Raw genomic sequence first — 26,422 nt, forward strand, 5'->3', positions numbered from 1 at the left:
TCAGGGACATAAGGCCCGCAGCCATATGCCCTTTTTTGCTGTGGACTGCTAAACCACGGACAATCATACAGGAGGGCACGGCCTTTCGTGAGTAATCTATAGGGTAGGCTGGGAATGCGAAAGGAGAGGGCAAATAATGGCGGGGAGAGAACTGGCAAGCAAGCTGCTGAAGACGGCGGCGCTGCTTAGCGATTCACGGGTTGCCGGTTACATTCCGAGAACGCGGGAATATAGTGCTGCCGGATTGTCCGCGATGCTTGGAAGATACGGCAATGTAGTCATCAAGCCGGTTGTAGGCGGAGGAGGATATGGTGTCATTAAGGTGTTCCGGGATCAGAGGGGGTACGGCTTCACGTATATGAAGAGCACACGTATCTATGGGGACTTCACTTCCATGCGCCAGGCACTGGACAGATTCAAGGTGAAACGGAAATATTTGATCCAGCAGGGGATCTCCCTTGCACGGATCTCCGGGCGTCCGATTGATTACCGGGTCAAGGTGGTAAAGAACGGCGAGCACTGGGAGTTCCGCTCCATGGTAGGGAGAGTAGCCCGGCCGGGATTGTTCGTTACGAATCTCTGCAAAGGGGGCACGATGCTAAGCTGCCGCCAGGGATTGCGGAGATCACTGCCAAGAGTGGGGACCTCATCCAAAAAGGCGGAGATGCGCAGGCTGACTTTAGTCTGCACCGAACTGCTGGAGCGGCATTTCCCGGGGATCGGTGAACTGGGCTTCGACTATGCCGTAGATCATCGGGGGAAGATTTGGATTCTGGAAGTAAATACAAGACCAAAATGATTAATAAAATTTTTATATTTGACGATAAATACAGTAATAGGCTAATATTGCGTTTAGTTGTGCAGATTCAGAGGTAATACAACAAGAAATATCCCAGCCAATTATGAACATTCTAAAAAAGTTTTTGTGTGGAGATGTCAGGTTTCAGCCCTGTGTATAACTGTTATCCCCATAGTCCACTGTGCAATTCCTGACATTATAACCCTTACTCACATATTATACACAGGATTTCCACAGCAGCTTGTGGATAATGAGAACGCTTGTTCGAAAAATGATAGTTTGCTATGATAGATTCAGATCCAAATAAAGGAAAGGTAGGTGAACGTTATGGTTGAATTGTCGGATGAGATGCTGCTTGACTCTTATCACAGAGCGATAGAGCTGCATTTAGAGCATGATTTCATCGCCCTGCTTCTCGCTGAAATTCGCAAACGGAACTTACACTCTCCAGACCATGCGGTTCTTCATTAAAGATCAGAGCACATCCTGCAGCATTGGACTTCATTAACCGCAAGCATCAAGGAATAGGGTATCTTTTCAAGTTGAGGTGGAATCAACCTGAAAGGATACCCTTTTATTGTGGTTATAAGGTTATAGACAACCTAGAGCTTAAGATTACTGCTGTGTCCCGGAGACAGCTTTGCATCCGGATCAATATACACCTTGGCGTTATTCACGGCTGTAGGCGCTTCTCCGAATCCGACAGCGATCAGCTTCAGCTTGCCCGGATAGGTCGTGATATCGCCAGCGGCGAAGATTCCCGGAATGCTGGTCTCCATGCGGGAGTCAACCACAATGGAGTTACCCTCAATATCGATTCCCCACTCGGCAATCGGGCCCAGGGAGGAGACAAAGCCGAAATTGACAATAACGCTGTCTACTTCGATTTCCTGAGTTTCCTTGGTCTTGATATGGGACAAGGTGACTTTGGTAATGAATTCTTCACCATGCAGCTCGGTAATCTCGGATGGCGTAATCACATTTACCTTAGAGGCCATCAGGTTCTCTACACTATGCTCATGCGCACGGAATTTATCGCGGCGGTGAATCAGGGTTACCTGTTCAGCGATCGGCTCCAGCATCAGCGCCCAGTCCACAGCAGAATCGCCGCCGCCGCTAATTAGTACCTTCTTATCCTTATAAGCATTCAGATCACTTACGAAATAATGCAGGTTGGCTTTCTCGAAGCGCTGTGCATCCGGCACCTCCAGACGCCGCGGCTCGAAGGCGCCTACGCCTGCCGTGATGATGATAGCTTTGGTGTGATATTCTGCCTTGTCGGTGGTGACAGTGAAATGGCGTTCATCCTGCTTCACAACCGATACGACCTTCTCCTCCAGACGGATATCGGACTGGAACAGCTCCATCTGCCGGGACAGGTTATCCACCAGCTCCTGTGCAGTAATTTTGGGGAAGCCGGCGACATCATAAATATATTTCTCAGGATACAGAGCAGCAAGCTGCCCTCCAAGTTGGGGCATGCTCTCAATAAGTGTTACTGAAGCCTGGCGCATCCCGCCATAAAAAGCGGCAAACATACCGGCTGGTCCTCCGCCTATAATCAGCAGATCGCTCATAGGAACGGTTTGCTCTAATGTCACGTAATATTACACCTCCGAGTTGATAGTTTCAATTTGCCATACAAGCGTACCTACTCATTATAAACATAGTCTCACCTGCCTGCAAAGGCTTTGATATCAATGAAAAATGTGACATTTTGTTGTATGATTATATTTGATTAAAACGATACTAAGGTTTACAATGGATATGGTTATTTTAGAAATCCTTTAAGTTTTATTGGAAATTCTTCTGAATTTAAGTGTATAAATTCACAAAAGAAACCTGATTTTTTAACAAAAAATAACACATAGACAGATTCACCTGTTGGAAGGAGCCGGAACATGAGCAGTATTCCCAAAATCGTTATTCTAGGCGCGGGATATGGAGGGATTTTGACCGCCCAGCGGCTGCAGAAAGCTTTGAACTATAATGAAGCTGATGTAACCCTGGTTAACCGCCATGAATATCACTATTTCACGACCCATCTGCATATGCCTGCAGCGGGCACGGACAGCATTGAGCATACACGCGTATCTATCTCCAAATTAATCGATGAGTTCAAGATCGATCTCGTCAAATCCTCGGTGCAGGAGATTCGCACCCAGCAGAAGAAGGTTATTCTGGAGGATGGAACGCTCTCGTATGATTACCTCGTGATTGCCCTTGGCGGTGAGCCTGAAACGTTCGGGATTCCGGGACTCGACAAATATGCGCTGACCATCCGCAGCATTAACTCTGTACGGCTGATCAGGGAGCATATCCAGTACCAGTTCGCCAAATACAAGAATGAGAATAATGCACAGGAGCACATCAACTTCGTCATTGGCGGCGCGGGCTTCAGCGGGATTGAATTTGTAGCGGAGCTGGCTGACCGGATTCCGGCGCTATGCAAAGAATTTGATGTCGATCCAAGCATGGTCAACATCTATAATATAGAAGCTGCGCCTACGGCTCTGCCAGGGTTCGCGCCTGAGCTGGTGGAGCACGCCATGACCGTGCTCACCAAGAAGGGCGTAACCTTCAAGATGGGCGTAGCGATCAAGGAATGCCTGCCTGGCGGCGTGATTCTGGCCACGGGTGAGGAGATCAAAGCTTCCACGATCGTATGGACCGGCGGTATCCGCGGGAACCGTCTGATTGAAGCGGCCGGCTTCGAAGCGATGCGCGGACGGGTGAAGGTAGACGAATATCTGCGGGCTCCGGGACATGAGAACATCTTCATTATTGGTGACGGCTCCCTCATGATTAATCCGGAAGGACGTCCATACCCGCCGACAGCACAGATTGCTATGCAGCAGGGAGAATGCTGTGCGCATAATCTCGTAGCGGCCATCCGCAGCCAGCAGCCGAAGAAATTCGCCTTCAGCAACAAGGGGACGGTAGCTTCATTGGGTAAGGGCCAGGGAATTGCCGTAGTCGGCGAGAAGACATACAAAGGCTGGAAGGCAGCGCAGCTGAAGAAGGTTGTTGATATGCGCTACCTGCTCATTATCGGCGGCATTCCGCTCGTCCTCAAAAAAGGAAGATTCCTCTAAGATGCGCCACTGCAGCGTGCAAGTACGCGGACTGCTGACGCGCGAGGAGCTGGACCGCTATAATGCTCTGATTGAGGTAGGCACCTATCTGGAGGATCAGACCCGGTACGATCTGGCCTACCCTATCCAGAAGGAGATCGACCTGCTGATCCTCCCGGCGATTGAGCGCCTGAAGGAGAAGAGCCGCGCCCGCGACCAGGCGACAGCGGAATATCTGGAGAGCCTGCGGGATGAGGATGAAGCGGACGAGGACGATAAGGAACCTTCGGCATAAGTGATGCGGTATAGTGGAGGTAGAAAAGACGTACAATGCAAAGAGAGCCGTGCTTGTAACACGGCTCTCGGGTGTAATAGCCGCTTTTAAGGGCGGTAGGCTCGAACAAACAGGATACGACAAATAGACCGCATGCCTTTGCTAGAGGGGGGGGCGGTCTATTTGCATGTATACTTTTACAGCTTCAGCATCTCCTCGAACGATTCCTCGTTCAGCAGGTTGCCGACGTAGAAGGGGCCGAACTCGCCGTAGCGGGCGCTGACTTCGTCGAAGCGCATCTCGTAGACGAGCTTCTTGAACTGCAGGGCATCCTCGGCGAACAGCGTTACGCCCCACTCCCAGTCATCGAAGCCTACGGAGCCGGTAATGATTTGCTTCACCTTACCGGCATAGCTGCGGCCGATCAGGCCGTGCGAATACATCAGCTCCCGGCGCTTCTCCATATCCAGCATGTACCAGTTGTCGGCCAGCTCACGCTTCTTGTTCATCGGGTAGAAGCAGATATGCTTCATTTGCGGCAGTACAGGCTTCAGCCGGGCAGCCACATGCGGGTTCTGCATCGGGTCGCTGCCGTCTCCGGCGCTTCCTCCTGCGGCATAGTTGCTGAGCTCAACGATGCTTACGTAGGAGTAGGCCTTCGTTGTATATTGGGCAAAGGCGATTTTGTTAAAAGCGGTCTCCAGCGCATTCAGCGCCTCCAGACTCTCCCGCAGAAACATCATCACGAAATCAGCCTTCTGGCCCACGATGGAATAGACGGCAGTGCTGCCTTCCTTCGCTTCCTCGACAGGTCCCCACTCCTGCATGAAGGCATGCAGCTCCTCCAGGGCAACTGCCCGTTCCTCGTCATCTGCTGCCGTCCAGGCTGTCCAGTTCAGCGAGCGGAAGTCATGCAGTGCATACCAGCCTTCCAATGTCAAAGCGGCTTCGTTCAAGCTGTTCACTCCTTATCAATTATCGGTGGAATATCCTCGCGTAAAATCTTCTTTGTCCGCATACCTTAAATATGTATGAACATAGGTCGGGTGCTATTTGCATTGTAGCGCAGCGGGCGGCAGAGAGCAAACGCCGGGGCCCCCTTTCACGCTTATTCCGGTATTTAGCGCGATAATGTTCATTGCTTCGCTACATTTTTTCTAGTAAACTTACTATTATATAAGCTTGAGTGTGCGGTTCTTTATAGAGAGAGGGGATGGCGGTACGATGGGATTTATTCCGGTGTTTGTTCTGGCCGTTTTATTCTTTGTGATGATGTTCGGCATTGGCTTCATTCTTAACATGCTGATGAAGACTACCTGGTTCCCTGCCTATCTGTTCGTCATTGTTATTCTTCCGGTGGTGGTCTATTCCATCTGGGACCGGAGCGCGATGTCCCTATGGGAGCACCTCTCTACCTTCCACATCGTGGATTATCTTACCGGGATCGCCGGTCTTGCCGGAGCGGTGCTGAGCGGCTGGACGATTCAGAAGCTGAGGCTGGGCGGATACAAAATGTTCTAAGCGCTGCCTGAAGGGCGCTACAACAAGTAACGGCTAATCTCCTGTAAAGGGGGGAGCCGTTTTTTTGCTTTTTCCGCCAGAAGTGCCAAGGATTCATCTTTATTTTACATTTCCGGCCGGGTGTTTTGTGATAGAATAGAAATCTATATGAATTCGTATATCGTATAGAAGAGGGGGAGGTATCCGCAGATGCGTATGAGCAACCTGCATCATTTCACTGAACATCATCGGTACTGCGTGTCCCGCGAATTCGGTCTAAGCCAGCTGGACGGCCGTATGCTGGGCTCTGTCTATCAGCCAATGGTAGGCGCGTTCGCCATCAGCCTGTACAGATTGCTGTTCGAGCATATTCCGGCTGAATCTATCGGTTATTCCGGTGTGGAGCAGCAGCGCAGGCTCTTTATGACCCTGGGCGTTGAACCTAACGACAAGGGCCGTAAATATATGGTAGACCAGGCTTCCCGGCTGGAAGCGGTGGGCCTGCTGCAGACCTGCCGGCTGTATGCCGCGGAGAACGATGATTATATGTACGAGTACGAGCTAATGCCGCCGCTGTCGCCGGCTGATTTTTTTGCAACCCAGCATCTGACGCTGCTGCTCCGGGATAAGATCGGCAAGTTCGCTGTGCTGTCGCTGCGTGAGCAGTTCTGGCACCGGGAACCCGAGGAATGGAGCGGGCGGTCGATGGGAAAAGAGAATATTTCACTGCCCTTTTATGATATTTTTGAGCTGAATACCCATGTGATTGACTATGAGCTGGAGCAGGCCCTGGCCGAGGTAGCCTCCGTGCGTCAGCCTGGCACCACCCAAGACGCTGAGCCGAATATAGCCTACAGCGATATTATTCTGCGCTTCCCGCGTGAATCGGTGAACCGTGCGCATGTCGAGAAGCTGCGCTTTGACCATAATCAGATGGGCGTCATTAATTATGTGGCCCGCAAATACGAGCTTGGCCCGCAGGATGTATGCCGCCTGCTGGATGAGGATGATGTCTTCACGCCGGACGGAGAGGTGATTCTGGATACGCTGCAATACAAGGCGAGCCAGCATTTCCGTCAGGATATGAAGCGCCAGGAGAAAAGAGAGATTGCCGCCGCCAAGGTGGTGTCGTTGCGCTCCGCCGCTGAGGAAGAGAATGATCCCACCGCAGTGCCGGTGGAGCAGGCTGTCGAAATGGAGTTCTATGTAGAAGTGCCTCCGCAATTTCTGTCCAAATGCGACATTCACCAATATAATATGATGCTGCGCAACGAGCCTTATACACGGTTGTTGCAGACGTTCTTCCCCGGGGCGGTTCCGGGCCAGCTGATGGATATCTTCGAGAAGATTGATTTGAACTATAAGCTCAGCGGCGAAGTGATCAATGTGCTGATCCATTATCTGATGACGATGGTGGCTTCCGGCGGCGATCAGCGGATGAACCGCAACTTCGTGGAGGCGATTGCCTCCAATATGCTGGTGAAGCAGGTGAATACTTACGAGAAGGCCGTTCGCTATATCCGCGACCAGTCCAAGGTGAAGGGCAAAGGGGCGGCCTCCGCCTCCTCCGGTACAGGCACTGCGGGAACCCGCCAGCGTTCGTATACGAAGAGCGGCGGGCGGTCCGGCAAGCAGGAGATTCCGATTGTGCTTGATGACGGCAGTGCCGGAACCGTATCGGAAGAGGAATTCGCGGCGATGATGAAGAAAGCGGCCGAGATCAAGGCCAGCAAGAAAAAAGGCGTTCTGAGGACGCCCTGAAGAAAGTGAGGTGCAGCGATGGAGTCCATGGGCGAAGTGCTGCGTTCGATGAACAACCCTGCTCTGCGCCAGCGCTCCCGTGACCTGGAGCAGACCCTGCTGAACCATCCCCTGGTCAAGGAGCTTCAGGCGGAGCATCCCGAGCTGGACGAGTCCCGGCTGCGGCTGCACTTGAGCCGTCTGTACCAGTATGTCGAGGAGGACCGGCACTGTAAGAACTGCCCCGGCCTGGCGAATTGCCCGAATGATTTCCAGGGGCACTACAGCAAGCTGTCGGTGGAGACGGTGAACGGTGTAACGGATTTGTATGAACGCAAGACGCCGTGCAAGCTGAAGATTGCACAGGATAATCAGGATAATGTCCGCAAGCGGATCCGTAGCTTCTATGTGGATGAACGGGTGCTGAACGGCGGATATGATGAGATGGATATTATGGGCAAGGACCCCCGGCGGGCCTCAGCCGTGAACAAGATATTTGACTATATAGCAGCTGTGCGGGCAGAGGGCCTGACTTCGCGGGGCATTTATCTGCAGGGCAGCTTCGGAACCGGCAAAACCTTCCTGATGTGCTATCTGCTCCATGAGCTGGCGATCTCGGGCTACAGCGGCGTGATTGTCTACATGCCGGATTTCATCGAGGAACTGAAGCTGATCATGATGGACAACCAGAAGCTGAAGGAAATGGTCGATACGATGAAGAACTGTGATCTGCTCATCTTCGATGACATCGGAGCCGAGAATCTCAATCCCTGGGCGCGTGACCATGTACTCGGAGCGATCCTGAACTACCGGATGAACCGCAAGCCGACCTTCTACACCTCGAATTATCCGCTGGACGGGCTGGAGAAGCATCTCAGCATCACCAGCAAGGACGGGGAAGAGGTCTACAAGGGCCAGCGGCTGATGGACCGGATCGCCCCGTTCGTTGAGGTGATTCCGCTGCATGGAGAGAACCAGCGGGGCAAGGCCAGAGGCTGAGTTTTTAATAATATAAAAAAGGGACCCTGCATCTGAGCGGGGTCCCTTTTTTGCAGATTTATATGTTTTACGCTATAAATTATCCTTCTATTTCTCGCTGAAACGTTCCCGTCTCTTTAAAAAAACGGCAATGCCGTTTCCACTGGTATGCTTAGATTCAGCTGGCGCTGAATTTCCACCAATTGATATTGAACAGGTATCCGCTGCCGCCCGTGAATTTCAGGTAGAGGTCATGAGTGCCGCTTGCTCCGCTGACCGTGCAGGTCTTGGTCACCCAGCTCTGCCAGCCTCCGGTATTCTGAACCGCACAGGTGCCGACCAGGGTTCCGGTTGGACTGTCCAGCCGCAGTTCGATAGTCCCGCCGCTGCCTGCTGACGCTACCCGGGCCTCGAAGCCGGAAGCTCCGGTGCCGAAGTTCACATTTTTGACTTTGAGATAATCGCCATGATCGATGAAGCCGACATTCATTCCCCCGTCCGTATCCGAGGTGGTCTCGGTCTCTACCCCGGCTGCCCATGCGCTGGTCTCGGCTTGTGTTCTGACATAGGGGTTAAGAGTGGCGATGGGCTGCGGTCCGGCGGTTGTCATGTTGATGACCGGGAAGCTTCCGTCCGCGTTGTAGGTGAATTGCTCTACCCCCACTGACCGGGTGAAGCCGCCCCCTCCAGGCAAGGCGCCATTATGATAAAAGAAATAGGAGCGCCCTTTGAAGTCGATGATGCCGGGATGATTCGTGAAGCTGCCGCCCTGGGTGGGCATAATGATCCCTCTGTATTTCCACGGTCCAGTCGGCGAAGAGCTGGTGGAATAAGCGATATTCTCAGGAATGCCGCTTGCGGCGTAGACCATGTAGTATAAGCTGCCGCGCTTGTAGAACCAGGGCCCTTCTTCGTAGAGGGTTGGTCTGTCAGCATTGCCGTTTCGCACACCGAAGCTGTCTGTGGTCATGGGTACCTGCACAATACCTGTGCTCTGGTTGTAGGAGATCATATCCGGGTTCAGCTTCACATATTTCAGTGTAGGGTTCCCCCAGTAGAGATAAGCCTGGCCGTCACTGTCCACATATACCGTTGGATCAATGTCGCCCCAGCTGCTGGAGACGAGCGGCCCTCCGATAGCGTCCACGAACGGGCCGGTTGGGCTGCTGGAGACGGCTACGCCGATGGCGGGCCGTCCGAGCGAAGTGCTTTTGGCGGTGACATAAAAGTAGAATTTGCCGTTGCGCTCAATAACCTGGCTGGCCCAAGCTTCTCCGCTCGACCAGCTGAACGCCTTGTAGGATAGCGGTGACCCGTGATCTGTCCAGTTCGCCATGTCCTTGGAAGAGTAGACCCTCCAATCATTCATCGTATAGTAGGTCGAGTTGTCTTCGTCATGTCCGGTGTACAGGTAGACCGTATCATTATATACCAGCGGGGCCGGGTCTGCCGTGTAGATGGTCTGTACTACAGGGTTGTCAGCGAACGATACCGGGGAATACAGCGCCGATGCCAACAAGCCTGCAGCAGCAAGGCTGACAAGCTTTTTCATTCTTTTTTCCTCCTCCAAATAGGTATAAGAGCGCTTTCGCATACAGAGTAACACGGCTCCTGTGAAACAAAAATGTGTTTTCTTTTTATTAAATTGTAAATTTATGTTATTATTAATGATTCGTGATAAAACGCAACCTGAACGCAAAAAAATCCGGCATCCTGCCCTGACGCGGGCGAAGAATACCGGACACTGCGCTTAAGCAGCTATTCGGACAAATACTTGATGATTACCATTCCGAAGAAGACCACGGTCATGAAGCCGGTCATTCCGAAGAAACCGACCATAAGATCACCGAGATCGTTGCGGGGCTCCTCATTGATATGCTCCCGCGGGTCACGGACCTGTGCGTTGACATTGGTGTCCATTCGCTTCTTCCTCCTTGCTGTTGCATGACTGCGTGAAGTGGGTTACAGTTATACATGTGAGAGAAGTCATTGACAATTAATGCGCTTTCTTCAAGTATACGAAGATGCAGGGAAGATGTAAAGATAAGATCGGCGTTCCTTCTTAATATCTGCTGCCAGAAGGGTGATTTTATGATACATGTAAGACCTATGGAACCGCAGGAGGCGGCTATCCGGTTATATGACAGACTCGGGTTTCAGTTTCACGGAATTTCTGGAACCTCCTGGACGATGAAGCTGGATATTACAAATTAATTTTATACAATATAATTTTTTAAAATATATAACAAATGCATTGTATTTATGTTATACTGAGGATGTGTCGGTAAATGATAATCTGGTTATCATATTACATGAAGCATTTTATCCCGCTATGATTTCGGAGTAAATTCTGCGGACTTGGCTCAGGCTATAGAAGCGGAGGTTATTTCGTACAGCTTAGGCTCACAAAACTTATCTAAGGAGGAACAATATCATGGCTATCGTGAACGTGTCTGACCAATCCTTCGTGAATGAAGTGGAAGGTCAAGGTACTGTAGTAGTAGATTTCTGGGCACCTTGGTGCGGCCCTTGCAAAATGCTTGCCCCTATTCTCGAGGAATTGTCCACCGAGCTGGGTGACGATGTGAAGATCGCTAAATTGAATGTGGATGAGAATCCTGAGACAGCTTCCCGTTTTGGAGTAATGAGTATTCCTACTCTGATCTTCTTCAAAGACGGCCAGCCTGTGGACAAAGTCGTAGGACTGAACTCCAAGGATTCCCTTAAGAATATCGTAGCTAAGCACCAATAATTGATATAACCGGCTATAACCGGGGCCTTACGGCCCCTTCAGACAAAGCGCCTTCGGTACTCCGGGGGCGCTTTGTCTGTCGATAGAAACGGGTGTTCTATATTAAGGCTTGAATGTGTAGTACATTCTATTCTAAACTTACCTTATAACCGTGTAGTAACAGGTGGGGGAGAACTTATGGATTATATGGATAATATCCGCAACAAGCTTGCGCTGCTGCCTGATCTGCCCGGCTGCTATCTGATGAAGAATCAAGAGGGCACGATCATCTATGTCGGCAAGGCCAAGGTGCTGAAGAACCGGGTGCGCTCTTATTTTACCGGCAGTCACAACGGGAAGACGCAGCGGCTGGTTGCCAATATTGTTGATTTCGAATATATCGTGACATCGAGTAATATGGAAGCACTCATTCTGGAGTGCAATCTGATCAAGAAGCATATGCCGCGTTACAATGTGCTGCTGAAGGATGATAAGACCTTTCCTTATCTGAAAATCACCAACGAAGCCCATCCGCGCCTGGAGGTTACCCGCCGGGTGCTGAAAGATAAAGCTAAATATTTCGGACCGTATCCGAACAGCTACGCCGCCCAGCAGACCAAGAAGCTGCTCGACCGGATGTACCCGCTGCGTAAGTGCGGGGTGATGCCGAAGGAGGTCTGCCTGTACTATCACATGGGCCAGTGCCTTGCGCCGTGCGAGAAGGAAGTGCCGAAGTCGGCCTACGAGGAGATTATACAGAATATCTCTTCCTTCCTAGGGGGCGGACATGATGCGGTGAAGAAGGACTTGCAGAAGAAGATGCAGGAGGCCGCCGAGGAGCTGTATTTCGAGCGGGCCAAGGAGCTGCGCGACCAGATACAACACATCGACGCCGTCATGGAGAAGCAGAAGATCAATACGGCTGACACCAAGGACCGTGACGTGTTCGGCTATGCGGTGGACAAGGGCTGGATGTGTGTGCAAATCCTCTACATGCGGCAGGGGAAAATGATTCAGCGCCACTCGTCGGCTTTTCCGTTCTACGGGGAGGCGTACAGTGACTTCATGTCTTATGTGACGCAGTATTACAGCGATAATCCCGCACTGCCGCAGGAAATCCTGCTGCCGGATATGGCAAGCGCCGGAATGCTTCCGCCGGAAGGGGGAGGCGTGTCTGGCCAGGAAAGCGGTGTGCAGGCAGCCGGTGTGATGCCGAGCGGCCAGGCGCTGATGGCGGCCTTGGGCGCAGAGGATGAGTCGGAGGCCGGGGAGCAGACCGGTGAGACGAAGGCCGGTGAGACGAAGGCCGGGGAGCAGACCGGTGAGACGGGAATTTCAGTGGAGGCCCTTGCGGGTGCTCTGGCTGCGGCAGAAATGCTGCAAAAGCAATCGGAGCAAGAGGCGGCTGAAGCTGTGCAGGGGCTGACAGAGCAGGAGGCGGCAGCTGAAGGGACCGTGGATGCGGCCGGAGGCGCAGCCGCTCTGCAGGAGTGGCTGGGCATCAAGGTACTGGTGCCGCAGCGCGGGCTGAAGAAGCAGATGATCGGCATGGCCTGCCAGAACAGCCGGGTTGCGCTGAATGAGAAATTCCGCCTGATCGAGCGGGACGAAGAGCGTACCTCCGGGGCGGCCAGCAGTTTGGGGCAGAGCCTGGGGCTGGACTCGCTGAACCGGATCGAAGCGTTCGATAACTCGAATATTCAGGGGGCCAATCCGGTCTCGGCCATGGTGGTCTTCATCGACGGTAAGCCTGCCCGCAAAGAGTACCGTAAGTATAAGGTCCGCACCGTACAGGGGCCGGATGATTATGAGACGATGCGCGAGGTGATCCGGCGGCGTTATGAACGGGTGCTGAAGGAGAATCTGCCGCAGCCGGATCTGATCGTAGTCGATGGAGGGAAGGGCCAGATCTCTTCGGCGATCGATATTCTGCAGAATGAGCTGGGATTGTTCATTCCCGTCTGCGGTCTGGTCAAGGATGACAAGCACAGAACCGCCCAGCTGCTGGTCGGCGACTCCGCCGAGCCGGTCTCGCTCGCGCGAGACAGCCAGGAGTTCTACCTGCTGCAGCGTATCCAGGATGAGGTTCATCGATTCGCCATTACGTTCCACCGGGAGCAGCGCGGCAAATCGATGGTCACCTCGAAGCTGGATTCGATTCCGGGCATTGGGGATAAGCGCCGTAAGCTGCTGCTGAAGCATTTCGGGTCGCTTAAGAAGATCAAGGAAGCCTCCATCGAGGACTTCAAGGTGCTGTCCATCGGCGAGAAGCTGGCCGGTCAGATTCTGGAGGCGCTCAATGATGAGGAGTCGTCAATATAGATAGGCTAGAACGGTAACGAAATGGTAACCGGCCCACATAGGGCCGGCTTTTTTTGGGTTTGGGTAGGCAGTGAAGGTACCCCTGGAAGGCAAAGGGAGGGCCAAATGTATGGGGAAAACCGAACACAATTGGAGTTACGGAGGCGCGCGGGCCAAATGTATGTGAAAAACCGAACACAATTGGAGTTGCGGGGGCGCGCGGGCCAAATGTATGCGAAAAACCGAACACAATTGGAGTTACGGCGGCGCGCGGGCCAAATGTATGCGAAGAACCGAACACAATTGGAGTTACGGCGGCGGCGCGATCCAAATGTATGCCAAAAACCGAACATAATCGGAGTTACGGCGGTGTGCGAGCACAATATAATCGAAAAACCGATTACAATGCGCCGGGTGGTCGTGTGCGAACCAAATGTAATCGAAAAACCGATTACAATGCGCCGGATGGTGGTGTGCAAACCAAATGTAATCGAAAAACCGATTACAATGCGCCGGGTGGTCGTGTGCAAACCAAATGTAATCGAAAAACCGATTACAATGCGCCGGGTGGTCGTGTGCGAACCAAATGTAATCGAAAAACCGATTACAATGCGCCGGATGGTGGTGTGCGAGCACAATGTAATCGAAAAACCGATTACAATGCGCCGGGTGGTCGTGTGCGGACCAAATGTAATCGAAAAACCGATTACAATGCGCCGGGTGGTCGTGTGTGGACCAAATGTAATCGAAAAACCGATTACAATGCGCCGGGTGGTGCTGTGTAGGCCCAATGGGCGTGTAGGAGCGTGGGCGGAAGGTACATAGTAGACTGAACACGATGAGTTGCTGCATAATTAACTTAATCTTTACTTTCTGCATAAAATCGTTGATTTGTGCAATTGCAACCGGTTTCGGTAAAGGGTACGCTTATTATGGATACTTATTATGAATCTATGAAAGCGTTTGTGTAAAAGGTCAAGACTTCTAGAAGCAGGGTAAGGGGGGGCTGATGAGGACTCTGGGTAAAGGACTCCTGGACAGGGACTCCAGGATAAGTACTCCCGGAAATGAACTCCGAGCAAAGAGCTCCGGAAAAAGCCAGGTGTACAGCGAGAAAGCCAGATTTACCGGCTGAAGAGCTGCAATTCAATCGTAAAGAGGAGGACTAAGGAATGGCATATTCAAAAACAGTAAGACGCAGTAAGGGAATGAGCGGGACCGCTCTTGTCCTGAGCATCATCATGCTGCTGAGTGTCGTGCTGACGCTTCCGCCCGGGCGGGCACATGCTGCGGACTCATATCTGCTCTCCAAAGACCGGCCGGCGTATGCCTCGGGCACGGAGGGTAATAATACCCCGGATTTGGCGGTGGACGGCAATGCGGGTTCAAGGTGGAGCAGCTCATGGGGGACGGACCCGAACTGGATTTATGTAGATCTCGGGGCAACCGCAACCGTAGACCGTGTGGTGCTCCGCTGGGAAGGGGCTTACGCCAAGGCTTACAAAATCCAGGTATCCTCTGACGAATTGAACTGGACTGATGTCTATTCCACAACAACAGGAAATGGCGGTGTGGATGAGCTGGCGATCAGTGGCACCGGCCGGTATGTCCGGGTATTTGCCACGGAGCGAATCCTGATGCAATACGGCATCTCCCTCTATGAGTTCGAGGTATATGGTACCGGCGGCGTAAATCCTCCTCCGGTGGTTCTGGGGCCAAATGTGGCCTTGAACAAGCCCGCGACGGCTTCATCCTATCAGGTGGCCGACTATCTGCCTCCCGGCTCGACCCTGCCGGAGCTGGCGGTGGACGGTAATCTGAACACACGCTGGTCCTCCAACGCTACCGATAATGAATGGATTAGTGTTGACCTCGGCAGCATACGCACGCTGGGCCGGGTGATTATTAACTGGGAAGCAGCCGCCGGCCGGATCTATGATATTCAGGTTTCGGATAACGGAACCTCATGGACTACGGTATACCGGGAGCTTCACGGCGACGGAGGCACCCTTAATCTCCCCGTCTATGCCAGCGGCCGCTATCTGCGGATGAAGGGCATCAGCAGAGCCACCTCCTTCGGTTACTCGATCTTTGAATTCCAGGCCTACGATTATGTGGCAGGCGATTCGAAGCCGGTCTATAACATTCCGGCCTTGCCGGAGCTGACTACTGTGGCCGTAGGCCAGGGCAGCCATGCGGCGAATGATCTCTCGGTTCCCCAGCCCAAATATCCGCTGTATAAATCGGATACGTTGACTGCGCCGCTGCCTTCCAATGACTGGTGGCAATCCATCATGATTAATCAGCTTGGCAACGGCATTATCACGCTTCCGCTCAAATCGAAATATACCAAGCAGGGCCTAAGCATTCTGAATCCGGGCGCAGGCTACTTAAGCACTGACGGCAAGGCGCAGGAAGCGGCGGGAAGCCCGGACCTGTTCCTGATGGCCGGCAACATTAATACTTCAGGGATGTCGAACCGGATTACCGGTTACGGCGACTGGTCGGCGACAGCTGTATTAAGCGATGGCACTGCAGAGAAGATGAAGACTACTTTCGTCAAAGGCTCGCCGTATCTCTACTCGCAATTCAGCGATCCGTTCAGTCCTGAGGTGTATCTGCCGGCAGGGGCACGCTTCTTCAATGAGAGCAATACAACGGTTCTGGCTGCTGACGGTGACACCTTGACCGCAGACCATATCGGCATTGCAGTAACCAATTCCAACGGGGCGCCAACGCCTGTAATGGTGACCAGACACTATGGGCTGTATGCTCCGGCCGGTACAACCTTCAAGCGGGTCGGCGCCAAGCTCAAAATCCAGCTCGGCGGAGGCCAGAATTACCTGTCCCTGTCGGCACTTCCGGCACCGTCCAATCTGAATTATTTCTACCAGCACGGCTACGCTTTCGTGACGGACACCAAGGTGGCCTATACCTTCAACGAGACGACTTCGGATGTCACAACTACCTTCAACGCGGTAACAGAACTCAAGCGTTCGGGCTTCCCGAATACCGCGCTGATGGCACAGCTTCCCCACCAGTGGAAGGTTACCACAACACCGCTGACTGCCGTCTCCTTCCCGTCCATCCGCGGAACGATGAAGGTGACAGAGGGCAATTCGTTTGCCACTACGGATAAATTCTATGGTATTGTGCCGCAGTTCACCGAGCCGGGCGATTCCACCTATTCCCGTCAGGATCTGCTTGATTACCTGGCGCTGCTGGATACGGATACCGCCACCAATCTGATGCAGGCCGATGCGTACTGGCAGGGCAAGAAGCTGCATCCGCTGGCCATGGGCGTGCTGATCGCCGATCAGATCGGGAATGAGAGCTACAAGAATCTGTTCCTCTCCCGGATGAAGGCAGTGCTTACAGACTGGTATACGTACACCTCGGGTGAACCCGATTATTATTTCGACTACAACTCCGACTGGGGAACACTGATCTATAAGCACAGCGAGTTCGGTGCGAACTCCGGCATCACGGATCATCATTTCACGTATGGCTATTATGTTTTTGCCTCCGCCGTGCTTGCCACCTACGATACCGACTTCAGGAACAAATTCAGCGGGATGGTCGATGAGCTGATCCGGGATTATGCCAATCCCTCGAAGACCGATCCGAAATATCCTTACTTCCGCAACTTCGACCTGTATGAAGGTCATTCATGGGCCGGCGGTTATGCCGACAATGACAGCGGCAATAACCAGGAGGCGGCCGGAGAATCGCTGTTCGGCTGGGTCGGCCAGTATATGTGGAGCACACTGACCGGCAACACAGCCTTCCGCGATGCGTCCATTATGGGCTTCACGACGGAGCTAAGAGCGGTGCAGCAGTACTGGTTCAACTACGACCAGGATAACTGGCTGCCGGGCTATACGCATAAAACGGTGGGACAGATTTACGGGAGTTCCAATTTCTTCGGCACCTTTTTTAACGGGAATCCGGTGTATGTCTACGGCATTCACTGGCTGCCTACAGCAGAGTATTTGACCAGCTACGGGTTCGATACGGCCAAGGCGGCCGGATTATACAGCGGATTCGTGGCCGATAACGGCGGGCCGGAACCGGACTGGTATCATATTGTCTGGCCGATTCAGGCGCTGAGCGATCCGCAGGCGGTACTGAATAAATGGAATCCGGCACTGCCGCAGCAGAACGAATTGTTCAACACGTACTGGTTCGTGCACAATATGGCCACGCTTGGATCACGCACCAAGGACATTTGGGCAGAGAACGGATACAGTGCAACGGTGTATAAAAAAGGCTCGGACTACCGCGCGCTGGTCTGGAATCCGACGAAAGCGGCCATAACCGTTACGTTCCGCAATAGCGGAGGGGTTACAGGCTCAGCTCTGGTCGAGGCCCGGAAGCTGGTGAAGGTGGACCCGACAAAGGTAACCACAGATACGCTGCTCACTCCGCCTGCCCTGACAGCCGATACCACCGATAATGCAGCCGGGCAGCTGATTGAGCTGACGTTCACGGAGAATGCGGCCTGGAGAAATGCAATCACTGCGGTGAAGGTGGATGGAACTGTAGCGGCAGCGACGAATTATACCGTGGCAGCCGGTAAAATCACACTGAACACCGCGCTGTTCCCCGCAGCGAAGACTTACACGGTTACAGTAACAGCAGACGGATACACCGATACTTCGGTGCAGCAAGTGATCACTGGCGGAACAACACCGTCCGGAAACCTTGCGCTGAACAAGGCGGTTACCGCTTCGGAGAATCTGAAGCAGCCTGCTGCCCTAGCTGTGGACGGAAATGCGGGCACCCGCTGGGAATCGGACTTTAGTGATCCGCAGTGGATTCAGGTTGACCTAGGCTCTGCCCAGACGGTCAGCCGTGTGCTGCTGAACTGGGAGGGCGCGTACGCCAAGGCCTATACCATCGAGACATCGGCAGACGGAACGAACTGGGCAACGGTCTATGCGACAACAACCGGAGACGGGGATATCGATGACATTAGCTTCACTCCAGTCAGCGCGCGGTATGTGAAGGTGAACGGCACAGAGCGCGGTACGCCGTACGGGTATTCCTTATGGGAGCTGGAGGTGTACGGCAGCGGCAGCGCTGTAACACCGCTTACTCCGCCTGTCTTGACAGCCTATATCACCGGGAACGCAGCCGGCCAGCCGATTGAGCTGACATTCACGGAGAATGCGGCCTGGAGAAGTGCAATCACTGCGGTGCGGGTGGATGGAGTGGCGGCAGCGGCGGCAAATTATACCGTGGCAGCCGGTAAAATCACACTGAACACGGCGCTGTTCCCCACAGCGAAGACCTACACAGTTACAGTAACAGCAGACAGGTATACCGATACTTCGGTGCAGCAGGTGATCACTGGCGGAACACCGCCTCTCGTGAACCTTGCGCTGAACAAAGCGGTTACTGCTGCGGAGAATCCGAAGCAGCCTGCTGCCGGAGCTGTGGACGGAAATGCGGGCACCCGCTGGGAATCGGACTTTAGTGATCCGCAGTGGATTCAGGTTGACCTAGGCTCTGCCCAGACGATCAGCCGTGTGCTGCTGAACTGGGAGGGAGCATACGCCAAAGCCTACACGATTGAGACGTCGGAAGAGGGTACGAACTGGACAATAGCCTATTCCACAACAACCGGGGACGGGGACATTGATGATATCAGCTTCACCCCGGTCAGCGCGCGGTATGTGAAGGTGAACGGGACGGAGCGCGGCACACAATACGGCTATTCTTTATGGGAAATGTCAGTCTATTAATGAACAGGTCTGTGGCACTCTTGTTCTTGCTGGTTCTGGGCAGTCTTAGTGCCTGCTCAGACAGGCTCCCGGAGAAGCCGGGGGCTCTCCATACGGCAAGCAGCACCGCTAACGCCAGCCAGTACCACCGGCAATGCTGATACCGCTAACCGCAGGGATGCCGCAGACAGCAGCAGTTCCGGCATCCGCTGCCTGCGGGCCATCCTTCAGCCGCCCCCCTCTCAGAGCTGGCCGCCAAGGTGAAGCCAGTCCGGTTCTCCGTCTTTGTGAACTATGACTGGTATACCGCGCCGGATTGGGAGAGCGGACCACATAGCTGCTGGATCACCGATCATCTGAAGGTTACGCTTCTGCCGGTCCCCTCAGGCGGGGCGGCCGTCCAGAAGCTGAACGCGATGATTGTCTCGGATCAGCTTCCCGATGTATTGGTTATGGATCGCGGCAAGGAGGTGGAACGGCTGCAGAAGGCGGGCGAGCTGGTGGCGCTGGACCCTTATCTGGAGAAATATCCTGAATTCGTCCAGACGGTCGGCGAGAACACGCTGAACATGCTGCGCAGTGAAGACGGCAGGCTGTACCAGATCTTGGGGAGATTGATAAGCTGCATGAGGTCATCCGCTCGCTGGCCCGGTTCTACCGGCTGACGCTGCACCGGGGAGAGATGCTTATTCCGGTGGAACAGGAGCTGCAGATTGCAAAGTCGTATCTCGATATTCAGCGGATCAAGAATGCGGACCGGATTCATGTCGCCTATGCGATTGCACCGGAGGTGCTGGAGAGCGAGGGCGTGAAATTTATTCTGCAGCCGTTTGTAGAGAATGCGCTGGAGCACGCCTGGTATGACGATGATATCTCACTGATTATCCGTGCTTATAGGGAAGAGAAGGATGTGGTCTTCGAGGTGGGGGACAACGGGCTCGGAATGAAGGAGGAGCTGATCGGGCAGATCCTTGAGCCTGCGGTCCAGGGCATCGGCTACGGCATCCGCAACGTGGACCAGCGGATCAAGCTGCAGTACGGCAGACCGTATGGTGTAGCTATTCATAGCTCGCTGGGTGAAGGAACGCTGATCCGGCTCCGTTTTCCCTGCTGTCCGTATCGTTCTCTGATGGAAGAGGCACAACAGCTATAGCTATACAACAGCAGCGGCTGCGCTATCCCGGAGGAGGAAGCGCAGCCGCTGTATGTGCTTATTGACTATGGACCGGCTCCGCCGGATCAGGCTTACGTGGAGGGTTGAAGCGGTACACCAGATAACCGACAATGAACGGCAGGATGATCGTGACGATACCGGCTCCGATATTCACCGTATCCTTCATGAAGATCAGCGTTGCCCCCATCAGGATGCTGTCGAATACGACATGGCTGAACATCGCGGCGATGAACCCGTACCGGATGAAAATATAGCTGAACAGCAGACCGATCACCGTCAACTCAATCGGCCGGGAGATGACCGGATAGATCGGATAGAGCGTATGTCCAAGCGCCCAGATCAGGGTCGTGATCAGTGAAGCGATAAGTGTATTCTTGACCAGCTTCTTCAGCATCTGAATCCCGAACAGCCGGTAGACCGCCTCTTCCGAGAGGCCGGCCAGCCAGGCGACAATCGGCAGCAGCCAGGCATATTTCATATTGTAAGGCGACTGGCTGGCGTCTGTGGTGGACCAGTTATCCAGCGTATAGGACAGAATAATGAACATGACGGTCTGCACGCCAAGCAGAATGAAGGCCCAGATATAACCTGCCTGGATACTCTTCAGTACATAGCGGCCGTAGCCGGGCTCGGAGGCCCGGGGCCAAGGATTCAGCTTCTCCTCGGAGCGCCACAAGCCGTCCCCTCCGACCAGAGAGAAGTAGAGCAGGAGCGACATCAGCAGGCTGTACAGAACATAGATGATGAACATGACTACGGCTGTAACTCTTGCCTCAGCGCTGCCGCTGCCGGATTCAGACACTACATTGTAGCTGCTGACCATCATGATCAGGAAATGAACGGAGCTCAGGAATATTCCGCGCTTCCAGGAAGTATGCTTCCTGCGCAGAATGCCGTAGATCAGTGCCAGGAGACCCAGCAACAGAGTCGGCAAGCCATAGCCGTACAAGGTCAGCTTCTTGGCCAGCGAGGTCTGTCCGTCCACATAAGTGTCATGCCAGGCAGGAGCCGAGAATCCGGCGCGGAAGTACGAGACCTCACCGTTGAGATAATTGAATTGGTACCTAAGCGGTAATTCACCTATAGTGACGGAGCTGTCGGAATAGACAAGACCGTAGCCGTCAAGGTTAGCCTCAATCTTCAGCTTGGCGGGATTGGCCCCCCAGAGCTTCAGCCAGGGAAGGGCGAGCCTCTCTTTTGCCTCCAGGCTCAGATCCGGTATGCTGCTTGCAGGATTGGCAGTACCGGTACGTTTGGTTGCAGCCGTGGGCCGCTCCCCGTAATTCAGCCCGGCCGCAGCATCGGCATCGGCACCAACGGCAAAGGCTACGGGCTCGCCGTTATACATATTGAGGTCGACTGCCAGCCGGGCTGCCGCCTCTCCGGACGTATAGAGCACCGCATGGTACACATCGAATGGATAACGCTGGTCGAGCTTATTCTTGGAATAGTCCGGGAGCAGCTTCTCGCGGGACATATAGCCGTAGAAGGAAGAGTCGGTCTTGTACAGGATCACCCATTCATCTCCGGCTGCGGCTTCGTAGCCGAGCTGTCCGGCGGCAAACGCGGCGGCTTTCTCCCGGATTTCACTTTTGCTGAGAATAGTTGTATCCCCATCTGAACTGGAGATGAGCTGGGGAGCGATCTGGAACATGACAAATAGAATGAGTCCGAGAATTCCGGCAAGGATAAGCTTGGCAGTAAGGGGCCGCTGGTGCAGGGGCTGGCCGACGGGATTCATGGAACGCCTCCTTGGTCTGAATTTATCTTGCTTTCTTGAAAAGCCGTACTATCCTCTTACGTGAAGATGGCCGGGCTTATGCCTGTTTCTTGGCCGCCTGCTCTTTATTTGTTCCCAGTGCCAGGTGAAAATACTTGGCGCCAGCCGCGGTGCAGCACATGGCAAGCGGGAGACCGATCAAGGCGGCGAGACCGGGGATGGTCCAGGACGGATAAGGGGCGCTGGCGAACTGCTCCGGGATCAGGTATTTGTTGATCTGGGGCAGGATGAGCAAGACGGCCATTATCACTACAAAGAGCAACGGTGCCAGTGTCTTGGATTTCATCAGGTAATAGATGCTTTGCAGCACACCCAGCCCCAGTGTCAAGGCCAGTGTGTAGACAACAAGGGAATACCACAGCCAGGATAGATATAGGCTGATGTGATATGGAGCGGGACTCCCGATAACCATTCTTGCCAAAATACCGACAAGCATGGAGCAGGCCAGCACAAGAAGGATACGCATGACCGTAACCCATACAGCGGCAACTCCAGAGAGCAGCAGACGCAGCCGGCTCTGGGGAAAGAGCAGCCACCAGGACAACTGCTTCTGTTCAAGGCTGCTCCGGGAAAGCATCCACAAGAACCCGAACATCACAGGAAGAGTAAAGGGAATTCCGATACATGTCAGGAATGCCTCAAGGTCGCTGGTTAAGAAATAAGCGGCAACCATCATAAGAACCGGAAGAGCGAGCTTCAATACCACTACACTCCTGTGCCTTTCCATGGAGTGGAGCCGGCTGGCATCCAGTCTGTATAAGCTCAGCAAGGGAGAAGGGCTGGTTGTAGATCGTGCAGAACGGACTATTCTCCGGGGCTGCGTAGAGCCGGAACGCAGGGGCGAGGCTCCAGATAGCCTGCTCTCCGGCTGCGGCAGCGAACGGAATCCCTTGCCGGCAATTACGGGCAACAGGAGATAGCAAGCGATTAGGTCGATAACAAGCAACGCCACGCTATATATTAGCATAAATTGCAGCGATACATACTCAGACCCGTAGAAGGCAGCGGCTGTAGTGGTATCATTCAGCAGGATGGCGGCGGTTATAGGTGCCAGCCAGAGCAGCGAATAAGGAACGGCAAGCAGCAGATTCAGAACCAGGCTGCGGATAGACATCAGCACACAGATCAGCAGGCCGCTCATGATGGCCAGAGGCAAGAGGGTGAGAATAAGCAAGCCGTAAGTTATCAATGTATAGATGAACCCGAAGGCGGACAGCGGCTCATACCGGCCGGACAGAACAGAGAGTCCGTAGAGCGCAGCGGCAGCAGTGAAGACGGGAACGGCTATTCTCAGACTGAGCTTCAGCAGGCTGAGCGCCTTGGCCTGCAGCAAAGTAAGACGCGGAGCCGGAAAAGTAAGGAACCAATCCTTGTGCCGCTGCCCGTAGAAGGTCAGCATATGTAAAGCGGATACACCCATCACAATGATCCACAGCAGCATCGCAGCCGTAAGGAACGGAGACTGCGCTGCGCTGCCGGAGAACGGGAAGAACAGACCGGCAGGCAGCAATACAGCCAGGAGTGCCAAGCAAGCCAGCAGCTCATGTACCTTCTTCAGACGATAGCGGCTATATTCCAGCTTCACAAGCGTCTTAAGCGCCGTCATGCGAACACTTCCCGGTAGCGTGACTCCACAGAATAGCCGGAGTGCCGCAGCTGATCCACATCATCAATTCCCTGAATCCGGCCGCCGCCGATCAGAATCAGCCGGTCAAAGAGCAGCTCCATTTCCCGGATATCATGGGTGGCAATCAGGAAGGTCCGCCCGCCGCCTGCCATCTCTCCTACCACAGCAGAGGCAATCACTTCTCTGGAGATCAGATCCACACCGGTGAACGGCTCATCCAGAATAATTAGCGCTGCCTGACGCGAGAGGCAGGTTAAGAGCTGCAGCCGGGCTTCCTCGCCGCGGGACATGGTGGAGATTAGCGAGTCCGGTGTGACGGATAGGCTGAGCAGCAGCTCTGCGGCCTTGCCGCTGTCCCAGTCCGGGTAGATGCCCGCGGCGAAGCCCAGCCATTCCTGTACGGTCAGCCAGCCGGGCAGACTGCTGCGGTCAGGAAGCATGGAGAGCTCTCCGAGCCGCTCAACACCAGCGGGTCTCCCGTTAATGCTGACCGTGCCGGACCCTGCGGGGATCAGCCCGGATATAATCCGCAGCAGGGAGGACTTGCCTGCACCGTTGGGTCCAAGCAGGCCGGTGATACTGCCCTGGGGAATGTGGAAGCTGATGCCGTCCAGGATCACCCGGCTTTTAATCTCGAACCGTAAATCCTTGCACTCAACCGCAGCGGGAAGGGCAGGCGCTTCTTGTGCCGATCTATTCATATTCATTATTTCAATCCTCCTCATCGAATTGCAGCATTTGCCCGGCGGTAAGCCCGAGCGCAGCGGCAGTGTCCTTGAACTGCTGTACAGCCTGTCGGATGATTGCCTTGCGTGCATCCTTAATGACACTTTCCTCCCGGGTGACGAAGGTTCCCTGACCACGGTAGGTCACAATCAGCCCCATCCGCTCCAGCTCCTGGTACGTCCGGGCGGCAGTAGTGGGATTGACACCTCTGCCGGCTGCCAGGTCCCTGACAGAGGGTAAACGTGCTCCCGGTGGAATGATGCCGCTAACAATCCGTTCCCGGATAGCGCCAACAAACTGTTCATAGATCGGAAGTGACGGGTTAATCAGGAAGTGCTCCGGTAATAGCTCAAAGGTAGAATCCACCTGTGTCCTCCCTTCTATAACTCTCTTTATGGTGTGTGTGGATACTCGCCATACACTTTATGGACCAAGTGTACCACCAGTCACCATACAATTTCAAGCCATATTTTTGAAAAGCAGGACTTCATGTGCTTCTCAAGCTGTGTTTGCTTGGTTATAAAAATGAGTCTTTGTGAAGTTAGGCAATAACGTATATAATTTTGTATGCTTATCTGATACTGACCGATTCGTAACTTCTAAATAAGAAACCCTGAAAGGATGAGAAGTTTGGCGTCACCGTCTTCCAAGATCACCGGCCTCCGATTCCTGAAGCTGGCTCCTCCGCAAATTCTGGTGCTTAGCTTCGCTGCGGTCATCCTCATCGGCACACTGCTGCTTATGCTTCCGGTATCCAGCGTGCCCGGTCAGCCGCTCCGCTTCATGGACGCGCTGTTCACGGCCACCTCCGCCGCCTGTGTGACCGGGCTCGCAGTGGTGGATACCGGGACCCATCTTACCGGCTTCGGACAAGCGGTCATACTGGTGCTAATCCAGATCGGCGGGCTCGGATTCATGACGATGGCCACGCTGTTTGCGCTGGTGTTCAGACGCAGAATCTCACTGCGTGACCGGCTGATTCTTCAGGAAGCGATGAATCAGAGCTCGATGGAAGGGATTGTGCGGCTGATCCGCAAGGTGCTGCTCTATTCCCTGGTCATTGAAGCAGCGGGAGCACTTCTCCTGTCTATCCGCTGGGCGGTGGATATGCCATTTGGCCGCGCGGTCTATTACGGGGTGTTCCATGCGGTATCAATGTTCAATAACGCCGGATTTGATCTGTTCGGCGGGCATGATCACAGCTTAATCAGCTATGTCGGCGACCCGGTCATTAACCTGGTGGTGATGTCCCTGATCATCTCCGGGGGGATCGGCTTCATCGTCATCTCTGACCTGGCCGACTTCCGCCGTACCCGGCGGCTGTCGCTGCACAGCAAGGTGGTACTGTCGATGACGGCCGGACTGATTGTGACCGGAATGGTGGTCATCTTCATTTTTGAGTTCACCAATTCGCGGACCCTGGGACCGCTGAATCTCGGAAGCAAGCTATGGGCGTCCCTGTTCCAATCGGTAGCACCGCGTACGGCAGGAGCCAACACACTGGATATCACGGGCCTGCGTCAGGCCACGCAGTTCTTCATCGTGATCCTGATGTTCATCGGGGCATCCCCTGGCTCTACCGGCGGCGGCATCAAAACCACGACCTTCACGCTGATGATCGGAGCTGTAATCTCCATGCTGCGCGGCCGCGAAGACATCGTGCTGTTCCGTTACCGGCTGGCTCAGGAGCGCGTGTTCAAGGCACTGACCATCACGCTGCTGGCGCTGCTGCTGATCGTTACGGTCTCGATGATGCTCTCGACTACAGAGGGGCTGCCGTATCTGATGATTCTGTTCGAGACGATCTCGGCTTTTGCCAATGTTGGACTGAGTCTGGGACTGACCCCGGAGCTGACGCAGGTCGGCAAGGTTCTGATCTGCCTGACCATGTTCGCCGGACGGCTGGGACTGCTGACGCTGGCGTATGCGCTCGGTCCGAGACAGGGTAAACCATTATATAAATATCCGGAAGGCAAAATGATAATTGGATAG

23 protein-coding genes are annotated in these 26,422 nt (G+C 53.9%); 14 read left to right on the forward strand and 9 right to left on the reverse strand.

Going from position 1 to position 26,422, the window contains the following annotated elements:
* Positions 1 to 136 precede the first annotated feature (136 nt).
* Positions 137 to 799, forward strand: coding sequence for a YheC/YheD family protein (locus MKX63_RS10440; RefSeq protein ID WP_036701641.1), 663 nt, complete (start codon positions 137 to 139; stop codon positions 797 to 799).
* A 327-nt stretch (positions 800 to 1,126) separates the two neighbouring features.
* Positions 1,127 to 1,270: a sporulation histidine kinase inhibitor Sda gene (locus tag MKX63_RS10445; protein WP_036721967.1), complete on the forward strand. Its 144-nt coding sequence runs from the start codon at positions 1,127 to 1,129 to the stop codon at positions 1,268 to 1,270.
* Positions 1,271 to 1,401: 131 nt separating this feature from the next.
* Here MKX63_RS10445 and MKX63_RS10450 read toward each other — a convergent pair whose 3' ends face one another.
* Positions 1,402 to 2,376 carry an NAD(P)/FAD-dependent oxidoreductase gene (locus tag MKX63_RS10450; protein WP_341018599.1) on the reverse strand — a complete coding sequence of 325 codons (975 nt, stop codon included), beginning with the start codon at positions 2,374 to 2,376 and terminating at the stop codon, positions 1,402 to 1,404.
* 324 nt (positions 2,377 to 2,700) lie between these two features.
* Here MKX63_RS10450 and MKX63_RS10455 point away from each other — a divergent pair, with 324 nt between their 5' ends.
* Together MKX63_RS10455 and MKX63_RS10460 are read left to right on the forward strand one after the other, a co-directional pair.
* Positions 2,701 to 3,894 (forward strand): NAD(P)/FAD-dependent oxidoreductase, encoded by a 1,194-nt coding sequence (locus MKX63_RS10455; protein WP_036701637.1) that lies wholly within the window; start codon positions 2,701 to 2,703, stop codon positions 3,892 to 3,894.
* A gap of 1 nt (position 3,895) precedes the next feature.
* Positions 3,896 to 4,168, forward strand: a complete 273-nt coding sequence (locus MKX63_RS10460) for a hypothetical protein (protein ID WP_341016914.1) — start codon at positions 3,896 to 3,898, stop codon at positions 4,166 to 4,168.
* 176 nt (positions 4,169 to 4,344) lie between these two features.
* On the opposite strand, the gene hemQ is transcribed toward MKX63_RS10460, so the two are convergent.
* Positions 4,345 to 5,103, reverse strand: coding sequence for a hydrogen peroxide-dependent heme synthase (gene hemQ / locus MKX63_RS10465; protein WP_341016916.1), 759 nt, complete (start codon positions 5,101 to 5,103; stop codon positions 4,345 to 4,347).
* A 268-nt stretch (positions 5,104 to 5,371) separates the two neighbouring features.
* On the opposite strand from hemQ, the gene MKX63_RS10470 reads away from it, so the two are divergent.
* From MKX63_RS10470 to dnaI, 3 genes are all read left to right on the forward strand, one after another.
* On the forward strand, positions 5,372 to 5,668 hold the full coding sequence (locus MKX63_RS10470; protein WP_025707684.1) for a YuiB family protein: 297 nt from the start codon (positions 5,372 to 5,374) through the stop codon (positions 5,666 to 5,668).
* A gap of 189 nt (positions 5,669 to 5,857) precedes the next feature.
* Positions 5,858 to 7,408: a helicase DnaB gene (locus tag MKX63_RS10475; RefSeq protein ID WP_341016918.1), complete on the forward strand. Its 1,551-nt coding sequence runs from the start codon at positions 5,858 to 5,860 to the stop codon at positions 7,406 to 7,408.
* Between the two features lie 18 nt (positions 7,409 to 7,426).
* Positions 7,427 to 8,386: a primosomal protein DnaI gene (gene dnaI / locus MKX63_RS10480; RefSeq protein ID WP_341016919.1), complete on the forward strand. Its 960-nt coding sequence runs from the start codon at positions 7,427 to 7,429 to the stop codon at positions 8,384 to 8,386.
* A gap of 157 nt (positions 8,387 to 8,543) precedes the next feature.
* Here the strand turns inward: dnaI and MKX63_RS10485 are convergent, their stop codons facing one another.
* Both MKX63_RS10485 and MKX63_RS10490 read right to left on the reverse strand, forming a co-directional pair.
* Positions 8,544 to 9,917 carry a glycoside hydrolase family 43 protein gene (locus tag MKX63_RS10485; protein WP_341016921.1) on the reverse strand — a complete coding sequence of 458 codons (1,374 nt, stop codon included), beginning with the start codon at positions 9,915 to 9,917 and terminating at the stop codon, positions 8,544 to 8,546.
* A gap of 206 nt (positions 9,918 to 10,123) precedes the next feature.
* Entirely contained in the window at positions 10,124 to 10,285 is a 162-nt protein-coding gene (locus tag MKX63_RS10490) for a YqzM family protein (RefSeq protein WP_341016923.1), read from the reverse strand.
* 514 nt (positions 10,286 to 10,799) lie between these two features.
* On the opposite strand from MKX63_RS10490, the gene trxA reads away from it, so the two are divergent.
* The 4 genes from trxA (at position 10,800) to MKX63_RS10510 (ending at position 19,144) form a co-directional block, all read left to right on the forward strand.
* Positions 10,800 to 11,117: a thioredoxin gene (trxA, locus tag MKX63_RS10495; RefSeq protein WP_036701616.1), complete on the forward strand. Its 318-nt coding sequence runs from the start codon at positions 10,800 to 10,802 to the stop codon at positions 11,115 to 11,117.
* Between the two features lie 177 nt (positions 11,118 to 11,294).
* A complete protein-coding gene (gene uvrC, locus MKX63_RS10500) occupies positions 11,295 to 13,418 on the forward strand; it encodes an excinuclease ABC subunit UvrC (protein ID WP_341016924.1) in 2,124 nt (707 codons plus the stop codon).
* 348 nt (positions 13,419 to 13,766) lie between these two features.
* Positions 13,767 to 14,222, forward strand: a complete 456-nt coding sequence (locus MKX63_RS10505) for a hypothetical protein (RefSeq protein WP_341016926.1) — start codon at positions 13,767 to 13,769, stop codon at positions 14,220 to 14,222.
* Positions 14,223 to 14,569: 347 nt separating this feature from the next.
* Positions 14,570 to 19,144 carry a galactose-binding domain-containing protein gene (locus tag MKX63_RS10510; protein ID WP_341016927.1) on the forward strand — a complete coding sequence of 1,525 codons (4,575 nt, stop codon included), beginning with the start codon at positions 14,570 to 14,572 and terminating at the stop codon, positions 19,142 to 19,144.
* Between the two features lie 56 nt (positions 19,145 to 19,200).
* On the opposite strand, the gene MKX63_RS10515 is transcribed toward MKX63_RS10510, so the two are convergent.
* A complete protein-coding gene (locus tag MKX63_RS10515) occupies positions 19,201 to 19,347 on the reverse strand; it encodes a hypothetical protein (protein WP_341016928.1) in 147 nt (48 codons plus the stop codon).
* Between the two features lie 63 nt (positions 19,348 to 19,410).
* Between MKX63_RS10515 and MKX63_RS10520 the strand changes: the two genes are divergently transcribed.
* The gene (locus MKX63_RS10520) at positions 19,411 to 19,788 is read left to right on the forward strand and encodes a hypothetical protein (RefSeq protein ID WP_341016929.1); all 378 of its coding nucleotides are present in this window, start codon (positions 19,411 to 19,413) and stop codon (positions 19,786 to 19,788) included.
* A 2-nt stretch (positions 19,789 to 19,790) separates the two neighbouring features.
* Entirely contained in the window at positions 19,791 to 20,276 is a 486-nt protein-coding gene (locus MKX63_RS10525) for a sensor histidine kinase (RefSeq protein ID WP_341018600.1), read from the forward strand.
* Positions 20,277 to 20,334: 58 nt separating this feature from the next.
* Here the strand turns inward: MKX63_RS10525 and MKX63_RS10530 are convergent, their stop codons facing one another.
* From MKX63_RS10530 to MKX63_RS10545, 4 genes are all read right to left on the reverse strand, one after another.
* Positions 20,335 to 22,038 carry a CPBP family intramembrane glutamic endopeptidase gene (locus MKX63_RS10530; protein WP_341016930.1) on the reverse strand — a complete coding sequence of 568 codons (1,704 nt, stop codon included), beginning with the start codon at positions 22,036 to 22,038 and terminating at the stop codon, positions 20,335 to 20,337.
* 76 nt (positions 22,039 to 22,114) lie between these two features.
* A complete protein-coding gene (locus tag MKX63_RS10535) occupies positions 22,115 to 23,683 on the reverse strand; it encodes a hypothetical protein (RefSeq protein ID WP_341016931.1) in 1,569 nt (522 codons plus the stop codon).
* A complete protein-coding gene (locus MKX63_RS10540; protein WP_341016932.1) occupies positions 23,680 to 24,411 on the reverse strand; it encodes an ABC transporter ATP-binding protein in 732 nt (243 codons plus the stop codon). Before MKX63_RS10540 ends, MKX63_RS10535 begins: the two co-directional genes overlap by 4 nt.
* Before the next feature lie 4 nt (positions 24,412 to 24,415).
* Positions 24,416 to 24,796 carry a GntR family transcriptional regulator gene (locus MKX63_RS10545; RefSeq protein WP_341016933.1) on the reverse strand — a complete coding sequence of 127 codons (381 nt, stop codon included), beginning with the start codon at positions 24,794 to 24,796 and terminating at the stop codon, positions 24,416 to 24,418.
* A gap of 255 nt (positions 24,797 to 25,051) precedes the next feature.
* On the opposite strand from MKX63_RS10545, the gene MKX63_RS10550 reads away from it, so the two are divergent.
* On the forward strand, positions 25,052 to 26,422 hold the full coding sequence (locus MKX63_RS10550; RefSeq protein WP_341016934.1) for a TrkH family potassium uptake protein: 1,371 nt from the start codon (positions 25,052 to 25,054) through the stop codon (positions 26,420 to 26,422).

The organism is Paenibacillus sp. FSL R7-0179, from assembly GCF_038002265.1.
Classification (GTDB): domain Bacteria; phylum Bacillota; class Bacilli; order Paenibacillales; family Paenibacillaceae; genus Paenibacillus_AQ.